We start from the raw sequence: 20,566 nt of genomic DNA on the forward strand, positions 1-20,566 counted from the left end.
GCAAGGGCAACGCCGGCCCTTGTGGGAGCGAGCCTGCTCGCGAAAACGGACTGACATTCAACATCCAGGCTGAATGTAATGGCCTCTTCGCGAGCAGGCTCGCTCCCACAGGGATGGAGCAATGCCCCGGCAGGTGGATTGCTTTTAGTGCTGCAGGATTTTCTCGAGGAAGTGCTGCGCGCGCTCGGAGCGGGCCTTGATGTCGCCGAAAAATTCCTCTTTCGGGCAGTCTTCGATGATCTTGCCGGCATCCATGAAAATCACGCGGTCGGCCACTTTGCGAGCGAAGCCCATTTCGTGGGTCACGCACATCATGGTCATGCCTTCATGGGCCAGTTGCACCATCACGTCGAGCACTTCGTTGACCATTTCCGGGTCGAGCGCCGAGGTCGGCTCGTCGAAGAGCATGACGATCGGGTCCATCGCCAGCGCACGGGCAATCGCCACACGCTGTTGCTGACCGCCGGACAGTTGCCCCGGATGCTTGTGGGCATGTGCCGACAGACCGACGCGCTCAAGCAGTTGCAGACCTTTCTTGGTCGCCTCTTCCTTGCTGCGGCCCAACACCTTGATCTGCGCGATGGTCAGGTTTTCGGTGATGGTCAGGTGCGGGAACAGCTCGAAATGCTGGAACACCATGCCCACACGCGAACGCAGTTTCGGCAGGTTGGTCTTCGGATCGGCAATCGAGGTGCCGTCGACGACGATGTCGCCTTTCTGGAACGGCTCCAGCGCGTTGACGCATTTGATCAGGGTCGATTTACCCGAACCCGACGGGCCGCAGACCACGATCACTTCGCCTTTTTTGACCTCGGTGCTGCAATCAGTCAGCACCTGGAAGTCCCCATACCACTTGTTGATGTTTTTGATAGAGATCATACGGCGAACCTTTTTTGCAGACGCTTGACCAGCAGCGAGGCGGAAAAGCTGATGATGAAGTAGACGACACCGGCGAAGATCAGGAACTCGTTGGAACGACCGATGATGTCGCCGCTGGAGCGGGCGGAGTTGAGGAAGTCCACCAGGCCCACGGTGTAAACCAGCGAGGTGTCCTGGAACAGGATGATCGACTGTTGCAGCAGCAACGGCGTCATCTTGCGAAACGCCTGGGGCAGGATGATCAGACGCATGGTCTGGCCATAGGTCATGCCCATCGCTTGCGCGGCGGCCATCTGGCCTTTGGGGATCGACTGCACACCGGCCCGGACGATTTCGCAGAAGTACGCGGCTTCGAACATCATGAAAGCCACGACGCAGGAGGTGAACGCGCCAATCGGCATGTCTTCACCGGTAATCCAGCGCAGCACGAACGGCACCGCCAGGTAGAACCAGGTGATCACCAGCAGCAGCGGGATCGAACGGAAGTAGTTCACATAGGCGCCGGCCACGCGGGACAGCAGTTTGCTTGACGACAGGCGCATCAGTGCGAGGATGGTGCCCAGCACGATGCCGCCGATCACGCCCATGACCATCAACTGCAAGGTCATGACCATGCCGTTCCACAGGCCCGGAATGGCGGGGATGATGCCGCTGAAATCGAAGTCCATTATTTGCCCCCCACGGAGATCAGGCCAGGCACGGCGACTTTCTTCTCGACCATGCGCATCAGCAACATCAGGCTCATGTTCAGGGTGAAGTAGATCAGTGTGGCCAGGGTGAAGGCTTCAAACAGGTTGGCCGAGAATTCAGCGGTCTGTTTGGTTTGCGCCAGCAGTTCCATCAAACCGATCAAGGACGCCACGGAGGAGTTCTTGAAGACGTTGAGGAATTCCGAGGTGAGCGGCGGAATGATGATCCGGTAGGCCTGCGGCAGCAGCACGTTCCAGTAGATCTGCGGCAGCTTGAAGCCCATGGCGCGGGCGGCGGATTCCTGACCGCGTGGCAGCGCCTGGATGCCGGTCCGCACTTGCTCGCACACTCGGGCGGCGGTGAACAGGCCCAGGCACACGACAACGCTCAGGTAAGCCGAGGTGGTCGGGTTGAGGTCCTGTTTGTACCAGTCCTGCAGGTTTTGCGGCAGCAGATCAGGTACCAGGAAGTACCAGATGAACAGCTGAACCAGCAGCGGCACGTTACGAAACAGTTCCACGTAGCAGGTCGCGATGCCCGATACGATGCGGTTTGGCACCGTGCGCATGACGCCCAGAATGGACCCCAGCAGCAAGGCGATGATCCATGCCACGATGGCAATGGCAATGGTCCAGCCCAGACCGGAGACGTACCAGTCGAGATAAGTCTCGCTGCCGACGCCGGTGGACTTGAAGAACACGCCCCAGTCCCAGTTGTAATTCATTAGGGTCTCCCCTCGAAATCGATCGATGTACAAGCACCCGCTTGGGGAAAATCCATTCCCGTCCGACGTTGAACGCCGGGCACACGCGATCGGCTCGGAAACCGCCAGGTCGAGTGTTCCACAGTAAAGCCAGCAGGTAGTAACAGACGCCTGAGGGAAGGTGGCTCCCTCAGGCAATAAGGTTAGTCAGGAATCAGATTTTTACGTCAGGCGCCGGCTTGTCGCTCGGGTTGGCGATCAGATCTTTTACCTTGTCGCTCATCGGGAAGTTCAGGTTCAGACCTTTTGGCGGAATCGGGCTCTCGAACCACTTGCTGTAGATCTTGTTGATCTCGCCCGACTTGTACAGGCCAACGATGGCGGCATCGACAGCCTTCTTGAAGTCAGGGTCGCCCTTGCGAACCATGCACGCATAGGCTTCGAACGACTGCGGCGTACCGGTGATGATCCAGTCAGCCGGCTTCTTGGCCTTGGCTTCTTCACCCGCCAGCAGAGCGTCGTCCATCATGAAGGCAACGGCGCGGCCGCTTTCCAGCATGTTGAAGGATTCGCCGTGGTCTTTGGCGGAGATGATGTTCATGCCCATCTGCTTGTCGGCGTTCATCGCTTTGATGATGCGCTCGGACGTGGTGCCGGCGGTGGTCACGACGTTTTTGCCTTTCAGGTCGGCAAAGTCAGCGTAGGACGGCTTGCCTTCCTTGTCTTTCTTGACCAGCAGACGGGTGCCGATTTCGAAGATGTTGACGGTGAAGTCGACTTGCTGGGCGCGTTCGGCGTTGTTGGTGGTGGAACCGCACTCGATATCCGCGGTGCCGTTCTGGATCAGCGGGATACGGGTTTGCGAGGTCACCAGGTTGTATTTGACCTGCAGGTCTGGCTTGTTCAGGTCTTTTTTCAGGGCTTCAACGATAGCGACCTGAATGTCGTGGGAGTAGCCCACTGGTTTGCCGGAAGCATCCGCAATGTAGGAAAACGGAATGGAGCTGTCGCGGTGAGCGAGCGTGATGGTGCCCGAATCGTTGATTTTCTTCAGGGTGCCGGTGAGTTCGGCGGCGAAAACTGGTGTGCTGATCAGAGCGGCAGCAATGGCTGCGCCCAGGATATGGGGAACGATGCGCATCAAATTTTCCTCGAATTGTTTTTTTTATGGAGCCAGTTCGTCGGCCCTTTTGTGCTTCGAATGCCTGACGGCTCCTGAAGTGTTGGCGCGGCAGGCATTCGTCGAAAGAGTGTAGAGCATGAGTCGTGCCAGACCAGTTGGTATTGATCAAGCCGTTGATTTTAAAGGTTATTAAAGTTTTGTGATGGTGTTTTTTCGGCGCGCTGATCCGGTTTACCGAACTGACCCGAAGGTCGTGTTCGGAAAACCGAATGCCACTGTTCAGTGCCACACGGGCAGGCAGTCGAAAACGTAGAGTAGATGGGATACCGCGCAAATCACCCCGAAGCCCAGCACCAGCGCAATCATCGACGTGCCGCCCCAGACCCGGTAGCGCGGGCTGCCAAAGCGTTTGCGCGAGGCTTGGGCCAGCAGCGCCGGGGTGATCACCGCCCACAGCGTGGCGGCGAGCCCGGCAAAACCGATGGCATGGATAAAGCCTTCCGGCCAGACAAATCCACAGAACATCGGCGGCAGGAAGGTCACGGCGGCGGTCTGCAGGCGGCCGAACGGGCTGTCATCGAAGCCGAGTACGTCGGCCAGGTAATCGAACAGGCCCAAGGTCACGCCAAGGAACGAACAGGCCACGGCGAAGTTGGAAAAAAACGTCAGCAGCAGATCAATGTTTGCACTGTTCAGCCGCGAGCCCAGCGCGCCGATCAGTACATCGATGTTGCCGCCTCGCTGGGCGATGTCCTTGAAGTCGTCGCGGGAAATGTTGCCCATGCTGCACAGCATCCACACCAGATACAGACCCAGCGCGATCAAGGTGCCGCTGACCAGGCACGCGCGAATTCGCCGGGGGTCCTTGCCGTAATGTTTCATCAGGCTTGGCACGTTGCCGTGAAAGCCGAACGAGGTCAGGCAAAAGGGCAGAGTCACCAGCAAGTATGGCCAGTAGTGGTTGTCCGCGCTGTTGAGGTTCAGCAGCGTGGCTGGCTGCACATGCCCGAACAGACCGCCGAAGGTCAGAAAGAACGCGAGGATCTTCGCCCCGAAGACCACGGTGGTCATGCGGCTTACCGCCGTGGTGCTGAGCCAGACGATGAAGGCCACCAGCAGCGTGAACGCCAGCCCGCCAATCCGCGAGGGCAGTTCCAGGCCCAATGACTGAGCGGTGTGATGGATCACCGAACCGCTGGCCGAGATGTAGGCGTAAGTCAGGGTGTACAGCACAAAGACGATACTCAAACCGTTCAGGCGGTTCCAGCCACGGCCCAGCAGGTCGCCGGTGATGGTCGCGAAACTCGCGCCTTCGCGGTAGTTGAGGTTGGCCTCGAGAATCATCAGGCCCGAGTGCAGGGTACAGAACCAGGCGAACAGCAGCACGGCGACCGAACCGTAGAACCACAGGCCGGACATGACCACCGGCAGCGAAAACATGCCCGCGCCGACGATGGTGCCGCCAATGATCATGGCGCCGCCAAGGATCGACGGCGAACGTTCGACAGCGGCAGCGGGGGAGAGGGAGGTGACGCGCATGGCAAGGCCTGCAATTTCAATTGTCAAAGGGCAGTGGTTGACACAGGGTTTTGTCCAGGATGGAAGTTCAGCGGGTATCCAGTAGCTGCGTCAGGTACCGAACGCTCGCCAGCAAAAAGCTGTCCTGTCCCGGTAACGCATCAAACGACAGCCCCACCGGCAGCGCGCCTGCAGCGCCCACCGGAATGCTGATGCTTGGCGCCGCCAGATTGCTGGCCGGGTCGGTATTGCGCACGAAGGTTTCGAAATTGCGCTCAGCGGAGCAATCACTGAGCAATGGCGCGCTGCACGTCACGGTCGGGTAAGCAATCAGATCCAGTCGGTGCTGGCTGAACAACGCGCGGTAGGCCTTCTCGAGCTGCACTTTGCTCATCAACGCCTGGACGTAATCGGTGTAGGAAATCGCCGGACTTTCCAGCTGCGCGGTCAGGATCTTCTTGATCGCCGGGTCGCGGATTTGTCCGAGGATGTCGAGGAACTGCTCGCCACGGCCTTCTTTCATCAGGAACCGTGGAAAGTCGATGAAGAACTCGTAGATCGGCAGCGGAAACTGAATGGCTTCGTTGAGCTCGCCGATCAGCCCGTCGTCGACCGGCACAAGGCTGACCCCGTGTTGTGCCAAGGTGTCGATGGCGGCGCGACAGGCCTCACGCACGTTGTCATCGAGGTCGGCCCAGAGAAAGCGCTCCGGGATACCGATACGCAATGGCCGCGCTTCGGGCAGCGCAGCGGGGGCGGTGCCGCTCAGATGGCTGTGGACGAATTGGCAGTCTTGCACCGTGCGTGTCAGCAGGCCCGGCGTGTCCTTGGTCTGCGACACGGGAACGATGCCGTCCACCGGATAGGCGCCGGTACTCGGGCGAAATCCGACGATCCCGCAGAACGCCGCCGGAATGCGCACCGAGCCACCGGTGTCGGTGCCCACCGCGCACGCCACCAGTCCGGCGGCGACGGCGGCGGCACAGCCCCCGCTGCTGCCGCCAGCGCTGTAACGTTCGTTGGCCGGATTGATCACGGCGCCATGGCAATGATTGGCCGAGGTTACGCCGAACGACAGTTCATGCATGTTGTTCTTGCCCATGACCTGCGCGCCGAGTTGGCGCAAGCGCTGAACGATGCCGGCATCGGCCTGCGGGTAATAGTCGCGCAGACCGGGTGTGCCGGCGGTGGTCGGCATGCCGCTGACGTTGATGTTGTCCTTGAATGACACCGGCAGGCCATACAGCGCGCCGTCACGTGTGGCGGCGTTGCTGTCGAGCGCCATCGGCGCAAAGGTGATGAAACTGTTCAGATGTTGCTGTTGCACATGGCGCTCGCGCAGGGCGTGCTGCCAGGTGTCCGCGCAGTGCTGAGCACTGCGCAATGCGTTGACGAGCTGTTCAATCGAAAGCTGGCTGTACATGGACGATTCTCGGCGTTGAAAAGGGTGGGGTCAGCAATAGCGGTACTGCGCGTGCAAGCCGTCGAGCGGGTTGTCGGCAATCAAGTCGCCACCGAGGCTGCTGATCACCGCACACGCGCCATTGAGCGCGGTTTGAATCGCCCCTTCCGCCCAGCCGCCAGTGAAGGATGCGCCGCAACCGGCGAGGTAGAGCCCGGTGTCCTGGCGGGTGTCGAGCGCGGTCTTGAACTGGAAGAACAGGCGTTCGGAATAGATATCGTCGCCGGGGAAATTCAGCTTGAAGGCACCCAGCGAATGCTTGTCGGTCAGCCAGTCGTACTCCATCACGTAGCGTTGGTAGTCGCCGTTCAGAGGCCGTAGATGCTCGGCGAACTGCGGCGAACTCATCGCCAGTTCATCGACCAGACGCAGGCAGCGCTGCACCTTGTCGGTCATCGATACCATCTTGTGCGAGTCGTCTTCCCAGGTGTAACTGATCAGTACGACGCCCCAGGAATCAGGGTCTTGCGGGGCGTAGTCGAGGCAATAGACGCCCTTGACCAGGGTGTCGGTCTGGATGTTTTGCGGCAGGCCATGTTTGAGCCAGAACTTGTCCCGGGTCAGGATGAACAGCTTGGATGACCCGACCATGTGGGTTTCGTTGATCGCCCGGGCCACGTCGCGGTTCACGAACGCCTGGTTTTGAGTGAGTTTGAGGTTCACTTGCAGGGCGCGGGTGGTGGCGGTGGTGATCACCCGGTCGCAGGCGTAGGTTTCGCCATTGCTGCCGGCCAGCAGAATCTGCCCGTCTGCGCCTTTGTTGATGGATTCGATGCGGGTGCGGCAGATCATGTCGCGCAATTGAATGCCGTTGAACGGGGTGTCTGCGAGCCGCTCGGTCAGGGTCGAGATACCGTTGGGCACCAGTCGTTGATTGACCTCCAGGCCGTTGACCACCAGACGCAGAATCTCGGTGAACGAGGCGCGATACACCGATTGGAAACCGCCCGAACCGATGCCCAGAGAGCCGAACAAATGGAAGTCTTCAGGCTTGCGCCACGGCTTGCCGCCGGGCGGTTTTGCGCCGGTGAAGATGCGCACCATCGCCGAGTAGAACGAGCTGTCGCCAAAGCAGTCGAGGTAGCGTTGCCACTCCGGCTGCACCTCCGCGTAGTTGTGCTGTTTGAGCAGTTCGGTGAGCAAGAGCGGCGGCGCCAGGCACGTGCCGTCGTCCAGGGTTGCGCCTTCTTTGAGGAACGCATGCCAGCCTTGGTGCACAGTGCTGAAAATCGCCGGCGGCGGCTGCATCGCCGGCCAGTGGTGGGTTTCGCCACGGTAGTGGATTTCGGTATCGACGACGCCCGGATCGGGAAACGCTTCGGTGGTTTGAATACCGAAACGATCCAGGTAATGAAACAGACCGACTTCACTCGGCGGGAAGCGCATGGCACCCATTTCGGCAATGAATTGCGGCTGGCTTTCGTCAAAGCACTGGGTCAGGAAACGCCCGCCGACATGCTGTTCTTCGGCCTCGAACAGGGTGACTCGACGCGCGCCGGCACGCAGCAATTCGTAAGCCGCGACCAGACCGCTAAGGCCGGCGCCGACGATACCGATGTGTTTTTCGGCGCTTTCGCACGGCAGGTAACCGATGGCATTTTCGGCGTTACGCAAAAACTGGCCGTAGTCATACAGCAAGTCGACATAGGGAAATGACAGGCACGCGCCAGCCTTGTTGGAGCTGTTGGAAATAGGGTTCACAGGGGTTTCTCGATCAATCAGATAATAAGCTGCAGGCTTTCGATGGCACGTGCGGGGTTGAGCAAGAGGATTTTCTTGCCGCGGATTTTCCACTGCCCGTCAACCTTGATCAGTTGATGCTCGACAGTCACCGGATAGTGCCATTCGCTGTCGCCACGGGCTTCGCAATAGAGCATGTTGGAACTGGCGAATGCGCTGGACGCAGCTTCGTCGACCGAGATGCGCGGACGCTGGGCAATGTGCAGGCTGCGGCTCTTGGGCTGCTGGGAGTAGTTGCGCGCGTTGGCCAGGCGATTGATCCGCAGGGTGGTCAGAAAACGGTCTTCATACACCAGCGACGATTCATGCAACGGGCTGCGTTGCTCGCGGGTCATGGGAATCCAGTAGGTGTAGTCGTCGCTCAACAGTTGCTGCCAGGCATCGAAATCCTGTTGATCGAGCCAGTGCAGTTCGCGCTCGATCAGTTGCTCGATGGCGTGGTGATTAGATTGATCGTGTTGCATGGTCATCCCGCATCAGGTTCTGCCAACTGTTATAGAAATTACGCATGGCCCGTTCGCTGGTGCCGGACACCACGTCGGTCTGCTCATGGGTTTCGCCCGGCGCGAACAAACGGCTGACGTTGACCCAGTCATTGGCATCGCTGCCCAGGCCTTCCATCGCGCGCTCGTACATTTCCACGTCGTCATGGGCGACCATCGAGCACGGCGAATTGATCAGGTTGTTGTACTGCACGGTTCTTTCCAGCAACTGCACGGGCGCGCCTTGCAGTTCGAAGATCCACGACTCGACGATGGTTTCCCGCGCACTGACCGGTTTGATCACGCGCAAGGTCTGGATCGGGCCCTTGACCATCAGGTTGGGGAAATAAACGGTGTTGTGCCGGGTGTCGTCGAGGATCGCCCGGGCCTGCTCTTCGCCGTAGCTTTGCACCATCAAGTCCCAGTAACCGGGGATGTCGGTGTAGGCCTTGTGGATCGAGTTGCTGACCCCAGTGTGCCCATGCCCGTTGGGCCAGACGCGAATGCCCATACCGGCGAAAAACTCGTAGGAGGCCATGAACGGCGAGAACAGTTCGACCGCCATCGGTGGCTTGCCCTGGTCGCCGGTGGCTCGCCACAGACGTATGGCTTCGCCGGCCGAGGATTCGTGGGCGATCATCGGGTGGCAGGTGTCGGTCTGGTTATCGACGACCATTTTCCAGTTGCAGCGATGGCGGTGCAGCAACGGTTGGCCGATCACTTTCAACTGGCCCTGTGGCGAACGCATGACCATGTTGTCCAGGGTCGACAGCGACTCACCGAAGAACTCGTCGAAGCCGATACCTGTTTCCGTCAGGCGCACAAACACGAAGCCGCGATAGTTGTGAACCGCCGTCACCGGGCGCATGCCTTTGTGTGCCGAGCAACTGCTGAGGTCGCAGTCGTCGTACTCTTTTTTTACCGGGATGCTCAGCAGTTCGCCGTCGGTCTTGAACGTCCAGGCGTGGTAGGGGCAACGCATGAAACGGCCGACATTGCCGCGGGTTTCGGCGAGCACTTTCACGCCTTTGTGCGGGCAACGGTTGTGCAGCACGACGATGCCACCATTCTTCTGCCGAACCATTGCCAGCGGCTGCTGGGCGAGGGTGGTGGTGAAGTAGTCGCCGGTCTCGGGGATCAGGCTGTCGTGGCCCAGGTAACACCAGCTTGCGGCGAACACTCGCTGCTGTTCCTGCTCGAAAAGTTGTTGATCCAGAAACAGGGATTTGTGCACTTCCCTGCCATTGAAGTAGTTGTCCAACGGGGTGTCCTCTTCAGATTGCCAGCTTCAGGCGCGGGCTTTTCGCGCGGGAGACGCAGGGATAGATCCGTGCGCTGCAGGCAGCTTCCTGTTCGCTCATGATGAAGTCGCGGTGCTCGACTTCGCCTTCCAGCACGTCCAGCGCGCAGACGCCGCATTCGCCGCGCCGGCAGTCGTAAAGCGGATCGAGGCCGGCGGCTTCGAGGGCCTCGAGCAACGACTGCTCTGGGCCGACGTTGACGCTGATGCCGGACTCGGCGGCGTCGATCACAAAACCTTGGGCCGTGTCATCGCGGGCCACGTTGAACACTTCAAGATGAACGCACTCGCGGGCCAGGCCGACGCGCTCGGCGTGGCTGAGCACTTCGCTGAGCATCGCTGCCGGCCCGCAGACATACAGCCGATCCTGCGCTGTGAGGTCGGCGAGGATCTGACTGATCGCAGGACGATTGCCCGAAAGGTGCAATTGCATGCGCGCTTGCAACTGCTCTTGCAGATCTTCGCCGTAGGCGGCGTCTGCGGCGCTCCTGGCGAAGTAATGCAGTTGCGCAGGGCGGTTCAGCGTAGCCAGGTGGCGCAGGATGCCGGTCAGCGGAGTGATCCCGATGCCGCCGGCAACCGCGATATCCCGGCCCGACGTTGCGCTCAATGGATAGTTGAACGTGTTGAACGGGCCTTCGAGTTCCACGCTGTCGTTGACCGCCAGAGTGCGGATGTACTGGCTGCTGATGGAGTCCGGCGACAAGCGAATGGCAAACGTGAACTGGCCCTCAGCGGCGTCGTTCACATGCACCGTCGAGTAGTGGCGGCAGTCGTCGAGGCCCGGAATCAGCCATTTGAAGTGCGCACCGGCATGGCTCATCGCGGCCAGCGAAGCGGGGCCGTGAACGGTGATTTCCCGGATCGAGTCCGAGAGCATGCGGCAGTGGGTGACGGTGAATTTCATGCAGGTTGTTCCTGGCTGATCGGCGTTTCGTGCAAGTACAGCCATTGGACGTCGTGCTGCCCGACCTGAAGGATCGCCACCGAGATGCGCGAGGTTTCGCGGTGATTCAAGCGATGGGTTTCCTTGTAGCGCAGCGCCACGGTGGCGCCTTCGTGCCAGACCGTGTGCAGGTCGCTGATGAGAATCTGCAGGCCTTTGCGTGCGCCGACTGCACCGCTGAACAGCTGTTCGACCTGTGCCCGACCGACCACGGCGGCAGACGTGGTGACCATGCTGAAGTGCTCGGCGAACACGTCCATCAGCGGCGCGACGGCGGCAGCACCGGTGCCGTCGGCGTCGGTAAACACGCGGTGGATCAGTTCATGCACGTGATGAATGCTGTGTTGCGCTCGTTCAACCAGGTTGTTGTTCATGACATTCCTTTGGAGGGTTCAATTGACTCATCTGAAACAGCGGGAACAGCCCGATCAGCGCCGCAATCGCGAAGGTCGCGTGGTAGGCCGCCATGGTGTCGAACTGCTTGAGCAGCACATTGAAGATCATCAGAAACAGCGCAGCACCGAGGCTGAACGACATCTGCCGGTTGATGTTCCAGATCACGCTGGCCTTGTGCGTATCGCCGCCGGCAAAGTCCATCAACGAAGTGGTTTGCGCGGTGTTGGCGCCGATACCGCCGCCAATGCCCATCAGGCTGTAGGCAATCACGATCACCCACAGGTCTGACGGTGCTGCGACCAGCATCAGCGTGGCGATGCCGCTGCTGTGCAGCAGCATGCCGAGGGTGAACAGGCGTTTGGCGCCCACGCGGTTGTAGACCCGGCCGCAAATCGTCATCGCGACGAAAGCACCGATGGCGTAGAGGATCATGAACATTCCGGTGAGCCGGGCGCTGAAGTGCAGGGTGTTCTGCAGGAAGAAAATGCTCATCAGATTGACCCCGGTGAACACGCCGGGAATCGCGTAATAGATGAAGATCGAGGTGCTGAGCTTCTTGCTTTTCAGCAGGCTCAACTCGATGATCGCGTTGTTGCAGCGACGGTAGTGGCGCAGGTACAACGCAATGAACAACACGCCCGCCGCAACACAGATCAACGCTGCCAGCGCCGGGTAATCGCCACCGTACAGCGACATGCCCATCAGCAGGCTGGCGAGTGCCGCGCTGACCAGCAGCAGGCCTTTTATATCTGGGCGCGCGAGGCTGGTCGGTTTGGCTTCCTTGATCCAGAACCACGACAACCCGGCGGCGATCAGCGAAAACGGGATGTTGCTGTAGAACACCCAGCGCCACGAACTGCTGTCGACGATGATGCCGCCGACGGTGGGCGAAATCGCCGGGGCAATCAGGGCGACGGCCATGACCAATGTGGAAATCTTTGCCCGCTGCTCACCCTGGAACAGGTTGAAGGTCAGCGCCTGACCGACCGGAATCAACAAGCCACCACCGATGCCTTGCACGAAACGCCAGATCACCAGTTCATGGAAGCTGCCTGCCAGCCCGCACATCCACACCGACCCGGTGAAGACCAGCATCGAAGCGGTGAGAATCTCGCGACTGCCGAAGCGCCCCGCCAGCCAGGTGCTCACCGGAATAATCAGGGTCAAACCGAGAATATAAGCGTTGGCGACCCACGCCACCGATGAAGTACTGACTTGCAAAGTTGCCGATATGCTCGGCAATGCCACGGCGGACATGAATATATTAATGCAGTCAATAAAGAACCCGATCAGAAAGATCAGGGCAATTTTATAGCGATAGTTCATGTTGTATCCCCTTTGCCGCGCAGCATAGGGGCGATGGACTTGAAGTGTCGATACGACTATGCTTGAAACAATGTTTGACAGGATTTAACAGTGAGCCCAACTGCCATGCACTCTCATCTTAATCGGGTACAAACCTTTCTTGCCGTAGTCGATTTTGGTTCTTACACCAAGGCGGCAAACTACCTGAGTATCAGCAAAGCCATGGCCAGCCTGCATGTCAAGGCGCTGGAGGAAGTCCTGTCCGCCACACTGTTGATCCGCAATACCCGAAATATATCGTTGACCGAAATAGGTCAGGACTTTTATGAAGAGTTCAAGGGGATTGTCGCGGACATCGACAATGCTTTTGATAATGTGTTGAAAGGCAATAACAGGGTATCCGGCAAGTTGCGCATAAGTTCAACCAGTGAATACGGTGAGAAGTTTATTTTGCCGTTGATTCCACTGTTCTCCGAGCGCTATCCGGAAATCCGCTTGTGCTACAACTTTAATTCTTCATTGAACGATCTGGTCGCGGAGAAACTCGATCTGGTGATTCGTCTGGGTAACTTGGCGGACTCGGCATTCAAGAGTCGAAAACTCGCCGATTACGCCATCGTGCTGGTTGCCACCGAGCAGTTTCTGGCGCGCCATCCCGTACAAACGCCACAGGATCTGAACGGCGTGCCGTGGATTGCCAACAGCAATCTGCAGTCGCCGACCCAGTGGTTGCTGCGCGACGGGCAGGGGCAGGGTGTAGAGGTCAACGGCATCAATCACTTCGAGTCGAATTCGTCGACGGCGATTCGTTCGCTGACGTTGTCGTCGCTGGGGGTATCGGTGTTGCCGGCTTGGGTGGTCGAGGACGACATCGCCAGCGGACGTCTGGTGCGGTTGCTGCCGGAATACGCGTTGCCTACGCAGTCGATCAACGTGGTATTCCCCAACAGCCCGCATCTGCCGCACAAGTCGCGGGCGTTTATCGATTTTCTGTTGCTGCATCTGGCGAGCTGAGATCACAGCACACACACACAACGCCACAGGGTTAGCTTCAGATGGCGTCAGGCATGCACAAAAAAGCCCTTGAATCTCACGATTCAGGGGCTTTCGTTCAAGCGCGCCTGATGATCAGGCCGCTTCGATCTTGCTGCGGTTCTGCTCGACCTTGCCCAGATAGGTTGCCAGTTTTTCCTGCTCGTCCGGGGTCGTGAACAAGCCCAGTTTGCTGCGGCGCCACAGGATGTCGTGGGCACTGGTTGCCCATTCTTCGCTGCACAGGTAATCAACTTCACGGGTGTACAACCCGCCGCCCAGGTGTTCGCCCATGTCAGCGAGGGATGCCACGCCTTCGAGCATCCGCCAAGTGCGGCTGCCGTAGGTGGTGGCCCAGCGCCGGGCGATTTCGCTCGGGACGAAGTCGAACTTGTCACGGATCAGCGCGCTCAGGGCTTGCGGCGTGGTCATGTCTTCGCCGCCAGGCAGGGTGGCCGTAGCCGTCCAGCTCGGACGCATCTGGGTGAAGAACGGCATCAACTGCGCCATCGCCGATTCAGCGAGTTTACGGTAGGTGGTCAGCTTGCCGCCGAATACCGAGAGCAGCGGTGCTTCTTCGCTGCTGCCGGACAGCGCCAGGGTGTAATCGCGGGTCACGGCCGACGGGTTATCGGATTCGTCGTTGCACAGCGGACGGACGCCCGAGTAGCTGTGCTGGATATCGTCGCGGCTGATCTGCTTCTTGAAGTGCGCGTTGACCACTTTCAACAGGTAATCGGTTTCGCCGTCGGTGATCGCCACTTTCGCCGGATCACCGGTGTACTCACGGTCGGTGGTGCCAATCAAGGTGAAGTGGTTCAGGTACGGAATGGTGAAAACGATGCGTTGATCTTCGTTTTGCAGGATGTGCGCGTGGTCGCCTTCGTACAGCTTCGGCACGATGACGTGGCTGCCCTGGATCAGGCGGATGCCGTATGGCGATTCCATCTTCAGATCGTCACGGATGAACTTGGCAACCCACGGGCCAGCAGCGTTTACCAGTGCTTTGGCGGTGATCGAAAACAGGCTGCCGTCGGCGCGTTCCAGGTTCAGATGCCACAAGCCTTTGGCACGACGGGCGCTGACGCAACGGGTCTGGGTGTGTACGTGGGCGCCCTTTTCACGGGCGGCCATGGCGTTGAGTACCACCAGGCGGGCGTCGTCGACCCAGCAATCGGAGTATTCGAAGCCTTTCCTGATTTCGCTTTTCAGTGCGCTGTCGGCGCCGAACTTGAGGCTTTTCGAACCTGGCAGCTTTTCCCGCTTGCCGAGGTTGTCATACAGAAACAGGCCGGCCCGGATCATCCACGCCGGGCGCAGATGCGGACGGTGCGGCAGCACAAAGCGCATTGGCTTGACGATGTGCGGCGCCTTGGCCAGCAGCACTTCGCGCTCGGCCAGGGCTTCACGCACCAGACGGAATTCGTAATGTTCGAGATAGCGCAGGCCGCCGTGGATCAGCTTGCTGCTGGCCGATGAGGTGTGGCTGGCCAGATCGTCTTTTTCGCAAAGAAATACCGAAAGCCCGCGACCGGCGGCATCCGCTGCGATCCCCACGCCATTGATCCCGCCGCCAATAACAGCGATGTCGTAGATCTCGGAGATTGGGGGCATACGCAAGGTAGAGGTGGACATCGGCTGGCCTCGGGCTCTTTTGATTTTCTGTATTGGAAATCGAACATTAATGTTCATTTGCGAAAATGGTAGCCCATAAACACGCGCACAGCCAGTCACGTTCGATTGAAAAAACTCATCGAAGGGCGGGGAAAGGAAAATATTCGAACATTAAATGCGCGCGAGAGCGCTAGAGATGAGTTGTTTGTCAGTTCGCCTTCGCGGGCAAGCCCGCTCCCACAGTGGGGTGAGTGGCTCACAAATCTTGTGGCTGGCTCAAATCCCTGTGGGAGCGGGCTTGCTCGCGAAGAGGCCCTTGCAAACACTGAAAGTGCAAAAGGGTTAAACGACTTCCAGGCGAATCTTGTGCTGACTCAACAACTGCGCCAGCGCCGGCACGGGCTGCTGATCGGTCACCAGGCAATCAATAAGGCTGATCGGGCCAAGACGAATCATCGCGTTCCGCCCGAACTTGCTTGAGTCCGCCGCCAGAATCACCTGTCGCGCATTGGCAATGATCGCTTGGGAAACCCGCACTTCCTGATAATCGAAATCCAGCAGGCTGCCGTCTTCATCGATGCCGCTGATCCCGACCAAGGCAAAATCCACCTTGAACTGATTGATGAAATCGACGCTGGCCTGACCGACAACCCCTCCGTCACGACGCACGTTGCCACCGGTCAGCAGCACATCGAAATCATCCTTGGCACTGAGCATCGAGGCCACGTTCAGGTTGTTGGTAATGATCTTCAGGTGGCTGTGATTGAGCAGGGCACGGGCAATCGATTCGGTGGTGGTGCCGATGTTGATGAACAGCGAGGCATGATCGGGAATCTGCGCGGCAATGGCTTCGCCGATGCGTTGTTTTTCATCGCGCATCTGATCGGCGCGCATCGCATAGGCGGTGTTTTCGACACTGGAATCATAGGCCGCGCCGCCATGATAGCGCCGGAGCAAATTGGCTTCGGCGAGCTGATTGATGTCACGGCGGATGGTTTGCGGGGTAACAACGAACAGCGTGGCCATTTCCTCGATGCTCACATAGCCGCGTTCGCGGACCAGCTCGAGGATTTGCTGCTGACGGGGAGGCAGATTCATGGGGCTTCCTTTGGGCTGCCGTGCAAAATTTGCCCATGATGCCGCAGGAATCTCCTCCCTACCAGTTAGATGCCTATCTGGATCTGAAGGTTGGCTTATTCAGCGTCTTCACGCGCCCAGTCACGGGTGCGGCTGACGGCTTTTTTCCAGCCTTTGTACAGCTTCTCCTTCTCGACTTCGTCCAGGCTCGGCTCGAACTCGCGCTCGATCACCGCCTTGCCGCGCAGTTCGTCCAGGCTGCCCCAGAAGCCGCACGCCAGACCGGCCAGATATGCCGCACCGAGTGCCGTGGTTTCGCGCATTTGCGGACGCTCGACCTGAGTGCCGAGGATGTCGGCCTGGAACTGCATGAGGAAGTTGTTCGCCACCGCACCGCCGTCGACGCGCAGGGCCTTGAGGCGTTCGCCGGAGTCCTGTTGCATGGCGTCGAGCACGTCGCGGGTCTGGTAGGCAATCGATTCCAGCGCGGCGCGGATGATGTGATCCACGCGCACGCCGCGCGTCAGGCCGAACAGTGCGCCGCGGGCATACGGGTCCCAGTACGGAGCGCCCAGACCGGTGAAGGCCGGCACCAGGTACACGCCGTTGCTGTCTTTGACTTTATTGGCGAAGTATTCGGTGTCGTGGGCGTCGTTGATGATCTTCAGTTCATCACGCAGCCACTGCACGGTCGAACCACCGTTGAACACCGCGCCTTCCAGTGCGTAAGCCACTTCGCCACGCGGGCCGCAAGCGATGGTGGTGAGCATGCCGTGCTGGGATTTCACCGCTTTGTCGCCGGTGTTCATCAGCAGGAAACAGCCGGTGCCGTAGGTGTTTTTCGCCTGGCCTGGCTCGACGCACATCTGACCGAACAGCGCCGCTTGCTGGTCGCCAGCGATACCGCCGATGGCGATGCCGCTTTTGGTGCGGCCGTAGATTTCCGAAGAAGCCTTCACTTGCGGAAGCATTTCGCGCGGGATGTCGAGGATCTCCAGCATCTTCGAATCCCACTCCAGCGAGTGAATGTTGAAGAGCATGGTGCGCGAGGCGTTGGTGTAGTCGGTGACGTGTACTTTGCCGCCGGTGAATTTCCAGATCAGCCAGCTATCAACGGTGCCGAACAGCAGTTCGCCGTTGCGCGCACGCTCGCGGCTGCCTTCGACGTTGTCGAGAATCCACTTCAGTTTGGTGCCGGAGAAGTACGGGTCGGTGACCAGGCCGGTGTTGTCACGAATGTAGTCTTCGTGGCCGTCACGCTTGAGCTGCTGGCAGATTTCGGTGCTGCGGCGGCATTGCCAGACGATGGCGTTGTACACCGGGCGGCCGGTGGTCTTGTCCCAGACCACGGTGGTTTCACGCTGGTTGGTGATGCCGATGGCGGCCACCTGATCGTGATGCAGGCCGGCCTGAGCCAGCGCTTCAACCATCACAGCGCTTTGGGTCGCGAAGATTTCCATCGGATCGTGTTCGACCCAGCCGGCCTGCGGATAATGCTGGGCGAATTCGCGCTGCGCGGTGCAGACCACGTTCGCATCGCGGTCGAAAATGATCGCGCGGGAGCTGGTCGTACCCTGATCGAGGGCAATGATGTAGTTCTTATTCTGAATGTCGGTCATGTCGATTGCCTTGGACGAAATAAGGGAGAGTGGGCCGTGGCGCGGGCTCGAAAGGGCAGGAGCCCGCGCCGACTGTTTCAAGAAGTTCTTGGTTTGCCGTCAATGGCCGGTTCTGCATCCTTTGTAGCAGGTGTGGCGCCGGTCAGGTGACGGGCGATGAGCCCGCGATACCCGGCAGCGCCGAGGCAGGCACCGACAATCGGTGCAAAAATCGGAATCAGGAAGTACGGAATATCACGGCCGCCGGTGAAGGAAATTTCACCCCAGCCGGTGAAGAAAGTCATCAGTTTCGGACCGAAGTCACGCGCCGGGTTCATCGCGAAGCCGGTCAGGGGGCCCATGGAGCTGCCGATCACCGCAATCAGCAAACCGATCAGCAGCGGAGCCAGCGGGCCTTTCGGCAGACCGTTGTTGTCGTCGGTCAGGGACATGATCACGCCCATCAGGATCGCGGTGATGATCATCTCGACCAGGAACGCCTGGGCAGTCGACAGCACCGGATTCGGGAAGGTCGAGAACACCGAGGCCAATTCAAGGCTGGCAGCGGAACCGCGAACCATTTGGTGAGTTTGTTCGTAATCGAAGAACAGATTGCTGTAGAGCGTGTAAACCAACAGCGCACCGCAGAAGGCGCCGGCGATCTGGGCGAGGATGTAGAACGGCAGTTTGCGCTTTTCGAAATCGGCGAAGATCGCCAGGGCGATGCTCACGGCCGGGTTCAGGTGCGCGCCGGAAACGCCAGCGGTGAGGTAGATCGCCATGCTCACGCCGACGCCCCAGATGATGCTGATTTCCCACAGACCGAAGCTGGCGCCCGCGACTTTGAGCGCGGCGACACAACCGGTGCCAAAAAAGATCAGGAGTGCCGTACCCAGAAACTCGGCCATGCATTGGCTCGAGAGCGTTGGTTGCTGTAGAGCAGTTGTCATTGAAAACCTCGGTTTTTGTTGTTGTCTGGCGCGTTTGCCGACGAGGCAAGGCGCGATTTTCGCCGGGTGGGAATCCCCATTCCGTTCCCGGTGTACTGCTGAGTGCCGCTGTAAGGATAATTCTTACATTATTCAGATTCGAAAAAATATAGACAAGAAACAAACCTGTCAAAGGTCGAAAGTGAACTGTCGGTCACAATATAACTATCAGCAGCATGAATGATCCCTTCGCGCAACCTGCCGTTGGCCTGCCGGAAAGGCTGCAAGCCACGGGAAACGTGGCTTGTGATAGAGCCTTTTAGGGTGTAATCGCCTAGAATCCGGCGCAGGATTTTTCTGTCACTGCCGAGCCTGGAGCTGTCATGACCCCTGCGTTGGACCTGTTGAAAAAAGTTCGTGCCGAACATCGCGTGCACAGTTACGAACATGATCCAAAAGCTGCGTCCTATGGGCTGGAGGCAGCGGAGAAACTGGGTCTCGAACCGGCAAGGGTGTTCAAGACGTTGCTGGCGGCCAGTGAAAAAGGCGAATTGCTGGTAGCGGTGGTGCCGGTCGTCGGAACACTCGACCTCAAGGGGCTGGCGCATGCCGCCGGGGTCAAAAAAGCCGAGATGGCCGATCCGGCGGCAGCCCAGCGCTCCACGGGCTATCTGTTGGGCGGAATCAGCCCTTTGGGACAGAAGAAACGCCTGCGGACCTTCATCGATCACTCCGCTCAAGGATTTACGACTGTTTACGTCAGCGCCGGCCGGCGAGGCCTGGAGGTGGAGCTGGCGCCGGCGTTGCTGGCGGAGCACACCCAGGCAACATTCGCCGACATTGGCCGCGCGTAACAGCACTCGCGCTGTATGAAAAAAATTGCCCGGTTCTGTCACTGGCGCTGATCCAGCCGCCACTGCATGCTTTGCTCGCGGGCTCATGGAGAAGGTTATGCAACTCGAGTTTCATCAGGTCGACGCATTCAGTGATCGGCCTTTCAGTGGTAATCCGGCGATGGTTTATCGACTCGACGCCTGGTTGGCGGATGAGTTGATGCAGAAGATCGCCGGCGAACACAATCTGGCGGAAACCGCATTTCTGGTGCGCGAAGGCTCGGCCTGGCATATCCGCTGGTTTACACCGACCACCGAAGTGCCGCTATGCGGCCATGCGACGCTGGCCAGTGCCTATGTGCTGTTCGAGATCTATAAGGAAGCCGCCGAGCGTATCGACTTCACCTGCAAATCCGGGCCATTGAGCGTCAGTCGCGAGGGTGACCGGTTGTGGCTGGATTTCCCTTCGATTGTGCCTTCGGAGATTGGCGTGACGCTGGATGTCGAGCGCGCGCTGGGTGTCGAAGCGGTGGATGTGCTGGGCTCCAATGAGTTGTTTGTGGTGCTGGAGTCGGAGCAGGCGGTACTCGACTGCAAGCCGGACATGGCGGCGCTGGCGAAGTTGCCGTGGCTGGGCGCGATCGTCACCGCGCGGGGCAATCAGCATGATTTTGTCTCGCGCTATTTCGCCCCGGCCATCGGCATCAATGAAGACCCGGTGACCGGTTCGACCCATTGCAGTCTGATTCCCTACTGGTCGAATCGATTGGGCAAGTCGAGCCTGACCGCGTGCCAGCGCTCGGCGCGGGGCGGGGAGTTGTTCTGTCGGCTGGAAGGGGAGAGGGTGAAGATCGGTGGCAATGCGACGCTCGTTGCCAGGGGCACCCTGATCCTCGGATGACTCAAAACCAATGTGGGAGCGGGCTTGCTCGCGAATGC

Annotated in this window: 19 protein-coding genes; 3 read left to right on the forward strand and 16 right to left on the reverse strand. The window is 59.3% G+C overall.

Annotated elements, in window-relative coordinates; translation table 11 throughout:
- Nucleotides 1-144: 144 nt before the first annotated feature.
- From AACY19_RS06695 to AACY19_RS06750, 12 genes are all read right to left on the reverse strand, one after another.
- Entirely contained in the window at nt 145-879 is a 735-nt protein-coding gene (locus tag AACY19_RS06695; protein ID WP_169842336.1) for an amino acid ABC transporter ATP-binding protein, read from the reverse strand.
- Nucleotides 876-1,547: an amino acid ABC transporter permease gene (locus AACY19_RS06700; protein WP_339449163.1), complete on the reverse strand. Its 672-nt coding sequence runs from the start codon at nt 1,545-1,547 to the stop codon at nt 876-878. The genes AACY19_RS06695 and AACY19_RS06700 overlap by 4 nt, the downstream gene beginning before the upstream one ends.
- The gene (locus AACY19_RS06705; protein WP_038369085.1) at nt 1,547-2,293 is read right to left on the reverse strand and encodes an amino acid ABC transporter permease; all 747 of its coding nucleotides are present in this window, start codon (nt 2,291-2,293) and stop codon (nt 1,547-1,549) included. The genes AACY19_RS06700 and AACY19_RS06705 overlap by 1 nt, the downstream gene beginning before the upstream one ends.
- 193 nt (nt 2,294-2,486) lie before the next feature.
- A complete protein-coding gene (locus AACY19_RS06710) occupies nt 2,487-3,413 on the reverse strand; it encodes a glutamate/aspartate ABC transporter substrate-binding protein (protein WP_339449168.1) in 927 nt (308 codons plus the stop codon).
- Between the two features lie 261 nt (nt 3,414-3,674).
- Nucleotides 3,675-4,934, reverse strand: a complete 1,260-nt coding sequence (gene mtr, locus AACY19_RS06715; RefSeq protein WP_339449170.1) for a tryptophan permease — start codon at nt 4,932-4,934, stop codon at nt 3,675-3,677.
- A gap of 67 nt (nt 4,935-5,001) precedes the next feature.
- On the reverse strand, nt 5,002-6,336 hold the full coding sequence (locus AACY19_RS06720; protein WP_339449172.1) for an amidase family protein: 1,335 nt from the start codon (nt 6,334-6,336) through the stop codon (nt 5,002-5,004).
- Between the two features lie 30 nt (nt 6,337-6,366).
- Nucleotides 6,367-8,076: an NAD(P)/FAD-dependent oxidoreductase gene (locus AACY19_RS06725; protein ID WP_339449174.1), complete on the reverse strand. Its 1,710-nt coding sequence runs from the start codon at nt 8,074-8,076 to the stop codon at nt 6,367-6,369.
- Between the two features lie 17 nt (nt 8,077-8,093).
- Nucleotides 8,094-8,579 (reverse strand): aromatic-ring-hydroxylating dioxygenase subunit beta, encoded by a 486-nt coding sequence (locus AACY19_RS06730; RefSeq protein WP_339449176.1) that lies wholly within the window; start codon nt 8,577-8,579, stop codon nt 8,094-8,096.
- Nucleotides 8,560-9,858: an aromatic ring-hydroxylating dioxygenase subunit alpha gene (locus tag AACY19_RS06735; RefSeq protein WP_339449178.1), complete on the reverse strand. Its 1,299-nt coding sequence runs from the start codon at nt 9,856-9,858 to the stop codon at nt 8,560-8,562. Before AACY19_RS06735 ends, AACY19_RS06730 begins: the two co-directional genes overlap by 20 nt.
- A 13-nt stretch (nt 9,859-9,871) precedes the next feature.
- The gene (locus AACY19_RS06740; protein WP_339449180.1) at nt 9,872-10,804 is read right to left on the reverse strand and encodes a flavin reductase family protein; all 933 of its coding nucleotides are present in this window, start codon (nt 10,802-10,804) and stop codon (nt 9,872-9,874) included.
- Complete coding sequence (locus AACY19_RS06745) at nt 10,801-11,217, reverse strand: DUF4440 domain-containing protein (RefSeq protein WP_339449182.1); 417 nt, start codon at nt 11,215-11,217, stop codon at nt 10,801-10,803. Before AACY19_RS06745 ends, AACY19_RS06740 begins: the two co-directional genes overlap by 4 nt.
- On the reverse strand, nt 11,198-12,565 hold the full coding sequence (locus AACY19_RS06750) for an MFS transporter (protein WP_339449184.1): 1,368 nt from the start codon (nt 12,563-12,565) through the stop codon (nt 11,198-11,200). Before AACY19_RS06750 ends, AACY19_RS06745 begins: the two co-directional genes overlap by 20 nt.
- A 105-nt stretch (nt 12,566-12,670) precedes the next feature.
- Between AACY19_RS06750 and AACY19_RS06755 the strand changes: the two genes are divergently transcribed.
- A complete protein-coding gene (locus AACY19_RS06755; protein ID WP_339449186.1) occupies nt 12,671-13,558 on the forward strand; it encodes a LysR family transcriptional regulator in 888 nt (295 codons plus the stop codon).
- 114 nt (nt 13,559-13,672) lie between these two features.
- Here AACY19_RS06755 and glpD read toward each other — a convergent pair whose 3' ends face one another.
- From glpD to AACY19_RS06775, 4 genes are all read right to left on the reverse strand, one after another.
- The gene (gene glpD, locus AACY19_RS06760) at nt 13,673-15,211 is read right to left on the reverse strand and encodes a glycerol-3-phosphate dehydrogenase (protein WP_339449188.1); all 1,539 of its coding nucleotides are present in this window, start codon (nt 15,209-15,211) and stop codon (nt 13,673-13,675) included.
- Between the two features lie 321 nt (nt 15,212-15,532).
- Nucleotides 15,533-16,288 (reverse strand): DeoR/GlpR family transcriptional regulator, encoded by a 756-nt coding sequence (locus AACY19_RS06765; protein WP_007963957.1) that lies wholly within the window; start codon nt 16,286-16,288, stop codon nt 15,533-15,535.
- A gap of 95 nt (nt 16,289-16,383) precedes the next feature.
- On the reverse strand, nt 16,384-17,886 hold the full coding sequence (gene glpK, locus AACY19_RS06770) for a glycerol kinase GlpK (RefSeq protein WP_339449190.1): 1,503 nt from the start codon (nt 17,884-17,886) through the stop codon (nt 16,384-16,386).
- A gap of 77 nt (nt 17,887-17,963) precedes the next feature.
- On the reverse strand, nt 17,964-18,815 hold the full coding sequence (locus tag AACY19_RS06775; protein WP_095123248.1) for an MIP/aquaporin family protein: 852 nt from the start codon (nt 18,813-18,815) through the stop codon (nt 17,964-17,966).
- A 362-nt stretch (nt 18,816-19,177) separates the two neighbouring features.
- Between AACY19_RS06775 and ybaK the strand changes: the two genes are divergently transcribed.
- Together ybaK and AACY19_RS06785 are read left to right on the forward strand one after the other, a co-directional pair.
- Nucleotides 19,178-19,648 (forward strand): Cys-tRNA(Pro) deacylase, encoded by a 471-nt coding sequence (ybaK, locus tag AACY19_RS06780; protein ID WP_339449194.1) that lies wholly within the window; start codon nt 19,178-19,180, stop codon nt 19,646-19,648.
- 97 nt (nt 19,649-19,745) lie between these two features.
- Complete coding sequence (locus AACY19_RS06785) at nt 19,746-20,528, forward strand: PhzF family phenazine biosynthesis protein (RefSeq protein ID WP_339449195.1); 783 nt, start codon at nt 19,746-19,748, stop codon at nt 20,526-20,528.
- Nucleotides 20,529-20,566: the final 38 nt, after the last annotated feature.

It is taken from the genome of Pseudomonas sp. EA_5y_Pfl2_R50, assembly GCF_963970475.1.
GTDB lineage: Bacteria > Pseudomonadota > Gammaproteobacteria > Pseudomonadales > Pseudomonadaceae > Aquipseudomonas.

Excerpts from the sequence above, each read along its gene's own strand:
- AACY19_RS06775 (WP_095123248.1), bottom strand. The coding sequence starts at position 18,815 with ATGACAACTGCTCTACAGCAACCAACGCTCTCGAGCCAATGCATGGCC.
- glpD (WP_339449188.1), bottom strand. The coding sequence starts at position 15,211 with ATGTCCACCTCTACCTTGCGTATGCCCCCAATCTCCGAGATCTACGAC.
- AACY19_RS06730 (WP_339449176.1), bottom strand. The coding sequence starts at position 8,579 with ATGCAACACGATCAATCTAATCACCACGCCATCGAGCAACTGATCGAG.
- AACY19_RS06755 (WP_339449186.1), top strand. The coding sequence starts at position 12,671 with ATGCACTCTCATCTTAATCGGGTACAAACCTTTCTTGCCGTAGTCGAT.
- AACY19_RS06765 (WP_007963957.1), bottom strand. The coding sequence starts at position 16,288 with ATGAATCTGCCTCCCCGTCAGCAGCAAATCCTCGAGCTGGTCCGCGAA.
- AACY19_RS06785 (WP_339449195.1), top strand. The coding sequence starts at position 19,746 with ATGCAACTCGAGTTTCATCAGGTCGACGCATTCAGTGATCGGCCTTTC.
- AACY19_RS06750 (WP_339449184.1), bottom strand. The coding sequence starts at position 12,565 with ATGAACTATCGCTATAAAATTGCCCTGATCTTTCTGATCGGGTTCTTT.
- ybaK (WP_339449194.1), top strand. The coding sequence starts at position 19,178 with ATGACCCCTGCGTTGGACCTGTTGAAAAAAGTTCGTGCCGAACATCGC.
- AACY19_RS06720 (WP_339449172.1), bottom strand. The coding sequence starts at position 6,336 with ATGTACAGCCAGCTTTCGATTGAACAGCTCGTCAACGCATTGCGCAGT.
- glpK (WP_339449190.1), bottom strand. The coding sequence starts at position 17,886 with ATGACCGACATTCAGAATAAGAACTACATCATTGCCCTCGATCAGGGT.
- AACY19_RS06700 (WP_339449163.1), bottom strand. The coding sequence starts at position 1,547 with ATGGACTTCGATTTCAGCGGCATCATCCCCGCCATTCCGGGCCTGTGG.
- mtr (WP_339449170.1), bottom strand. The coding sequence starts at position 4,934 with ATGCGCGTCACCTCCCTCTCCCCCGCTGCCGCTGTCGAACGTTCGCCG.
- AACY19_RS06710 (WP_339449168.1), bottom strand. The coding sequence starts at position 3,413 with ATGCGCATCGTTCCCCATATCCTGGGCGCAGCCATTGCTGCCGCTCTG.
- AACY19_RS06745 (WP_339449182.1), bottom strand. The coding sequence starts at position 11,217 with ATGAACAACAACCTGGTTGAACGAGCGCAACACAGCATTCATCACGTG.
- AACY19_RS06695 (WP_169842336.1), bottom strand. The coding sequence starts at position 879 with ATGATCTCTATCAAAAACATCAACAAGTGGTATGGGGACTTCCAGGTG.
- AACY19_RS06740 (WP_339449180.1), bottom strand. The coding sequence starts at position 10,804 with ATGAAATTCACCGTCACCCACTGCCGCATGCTCTCGGACTCGATCCGG.
- AACY19_RS06705 (WP_038369085.1), bottom strand. The coding sequence starts at position 2,293 with ATGAATTACAACTGGGACTGGGGCGTGTTCTTCAAGTCCACCGGCGTC.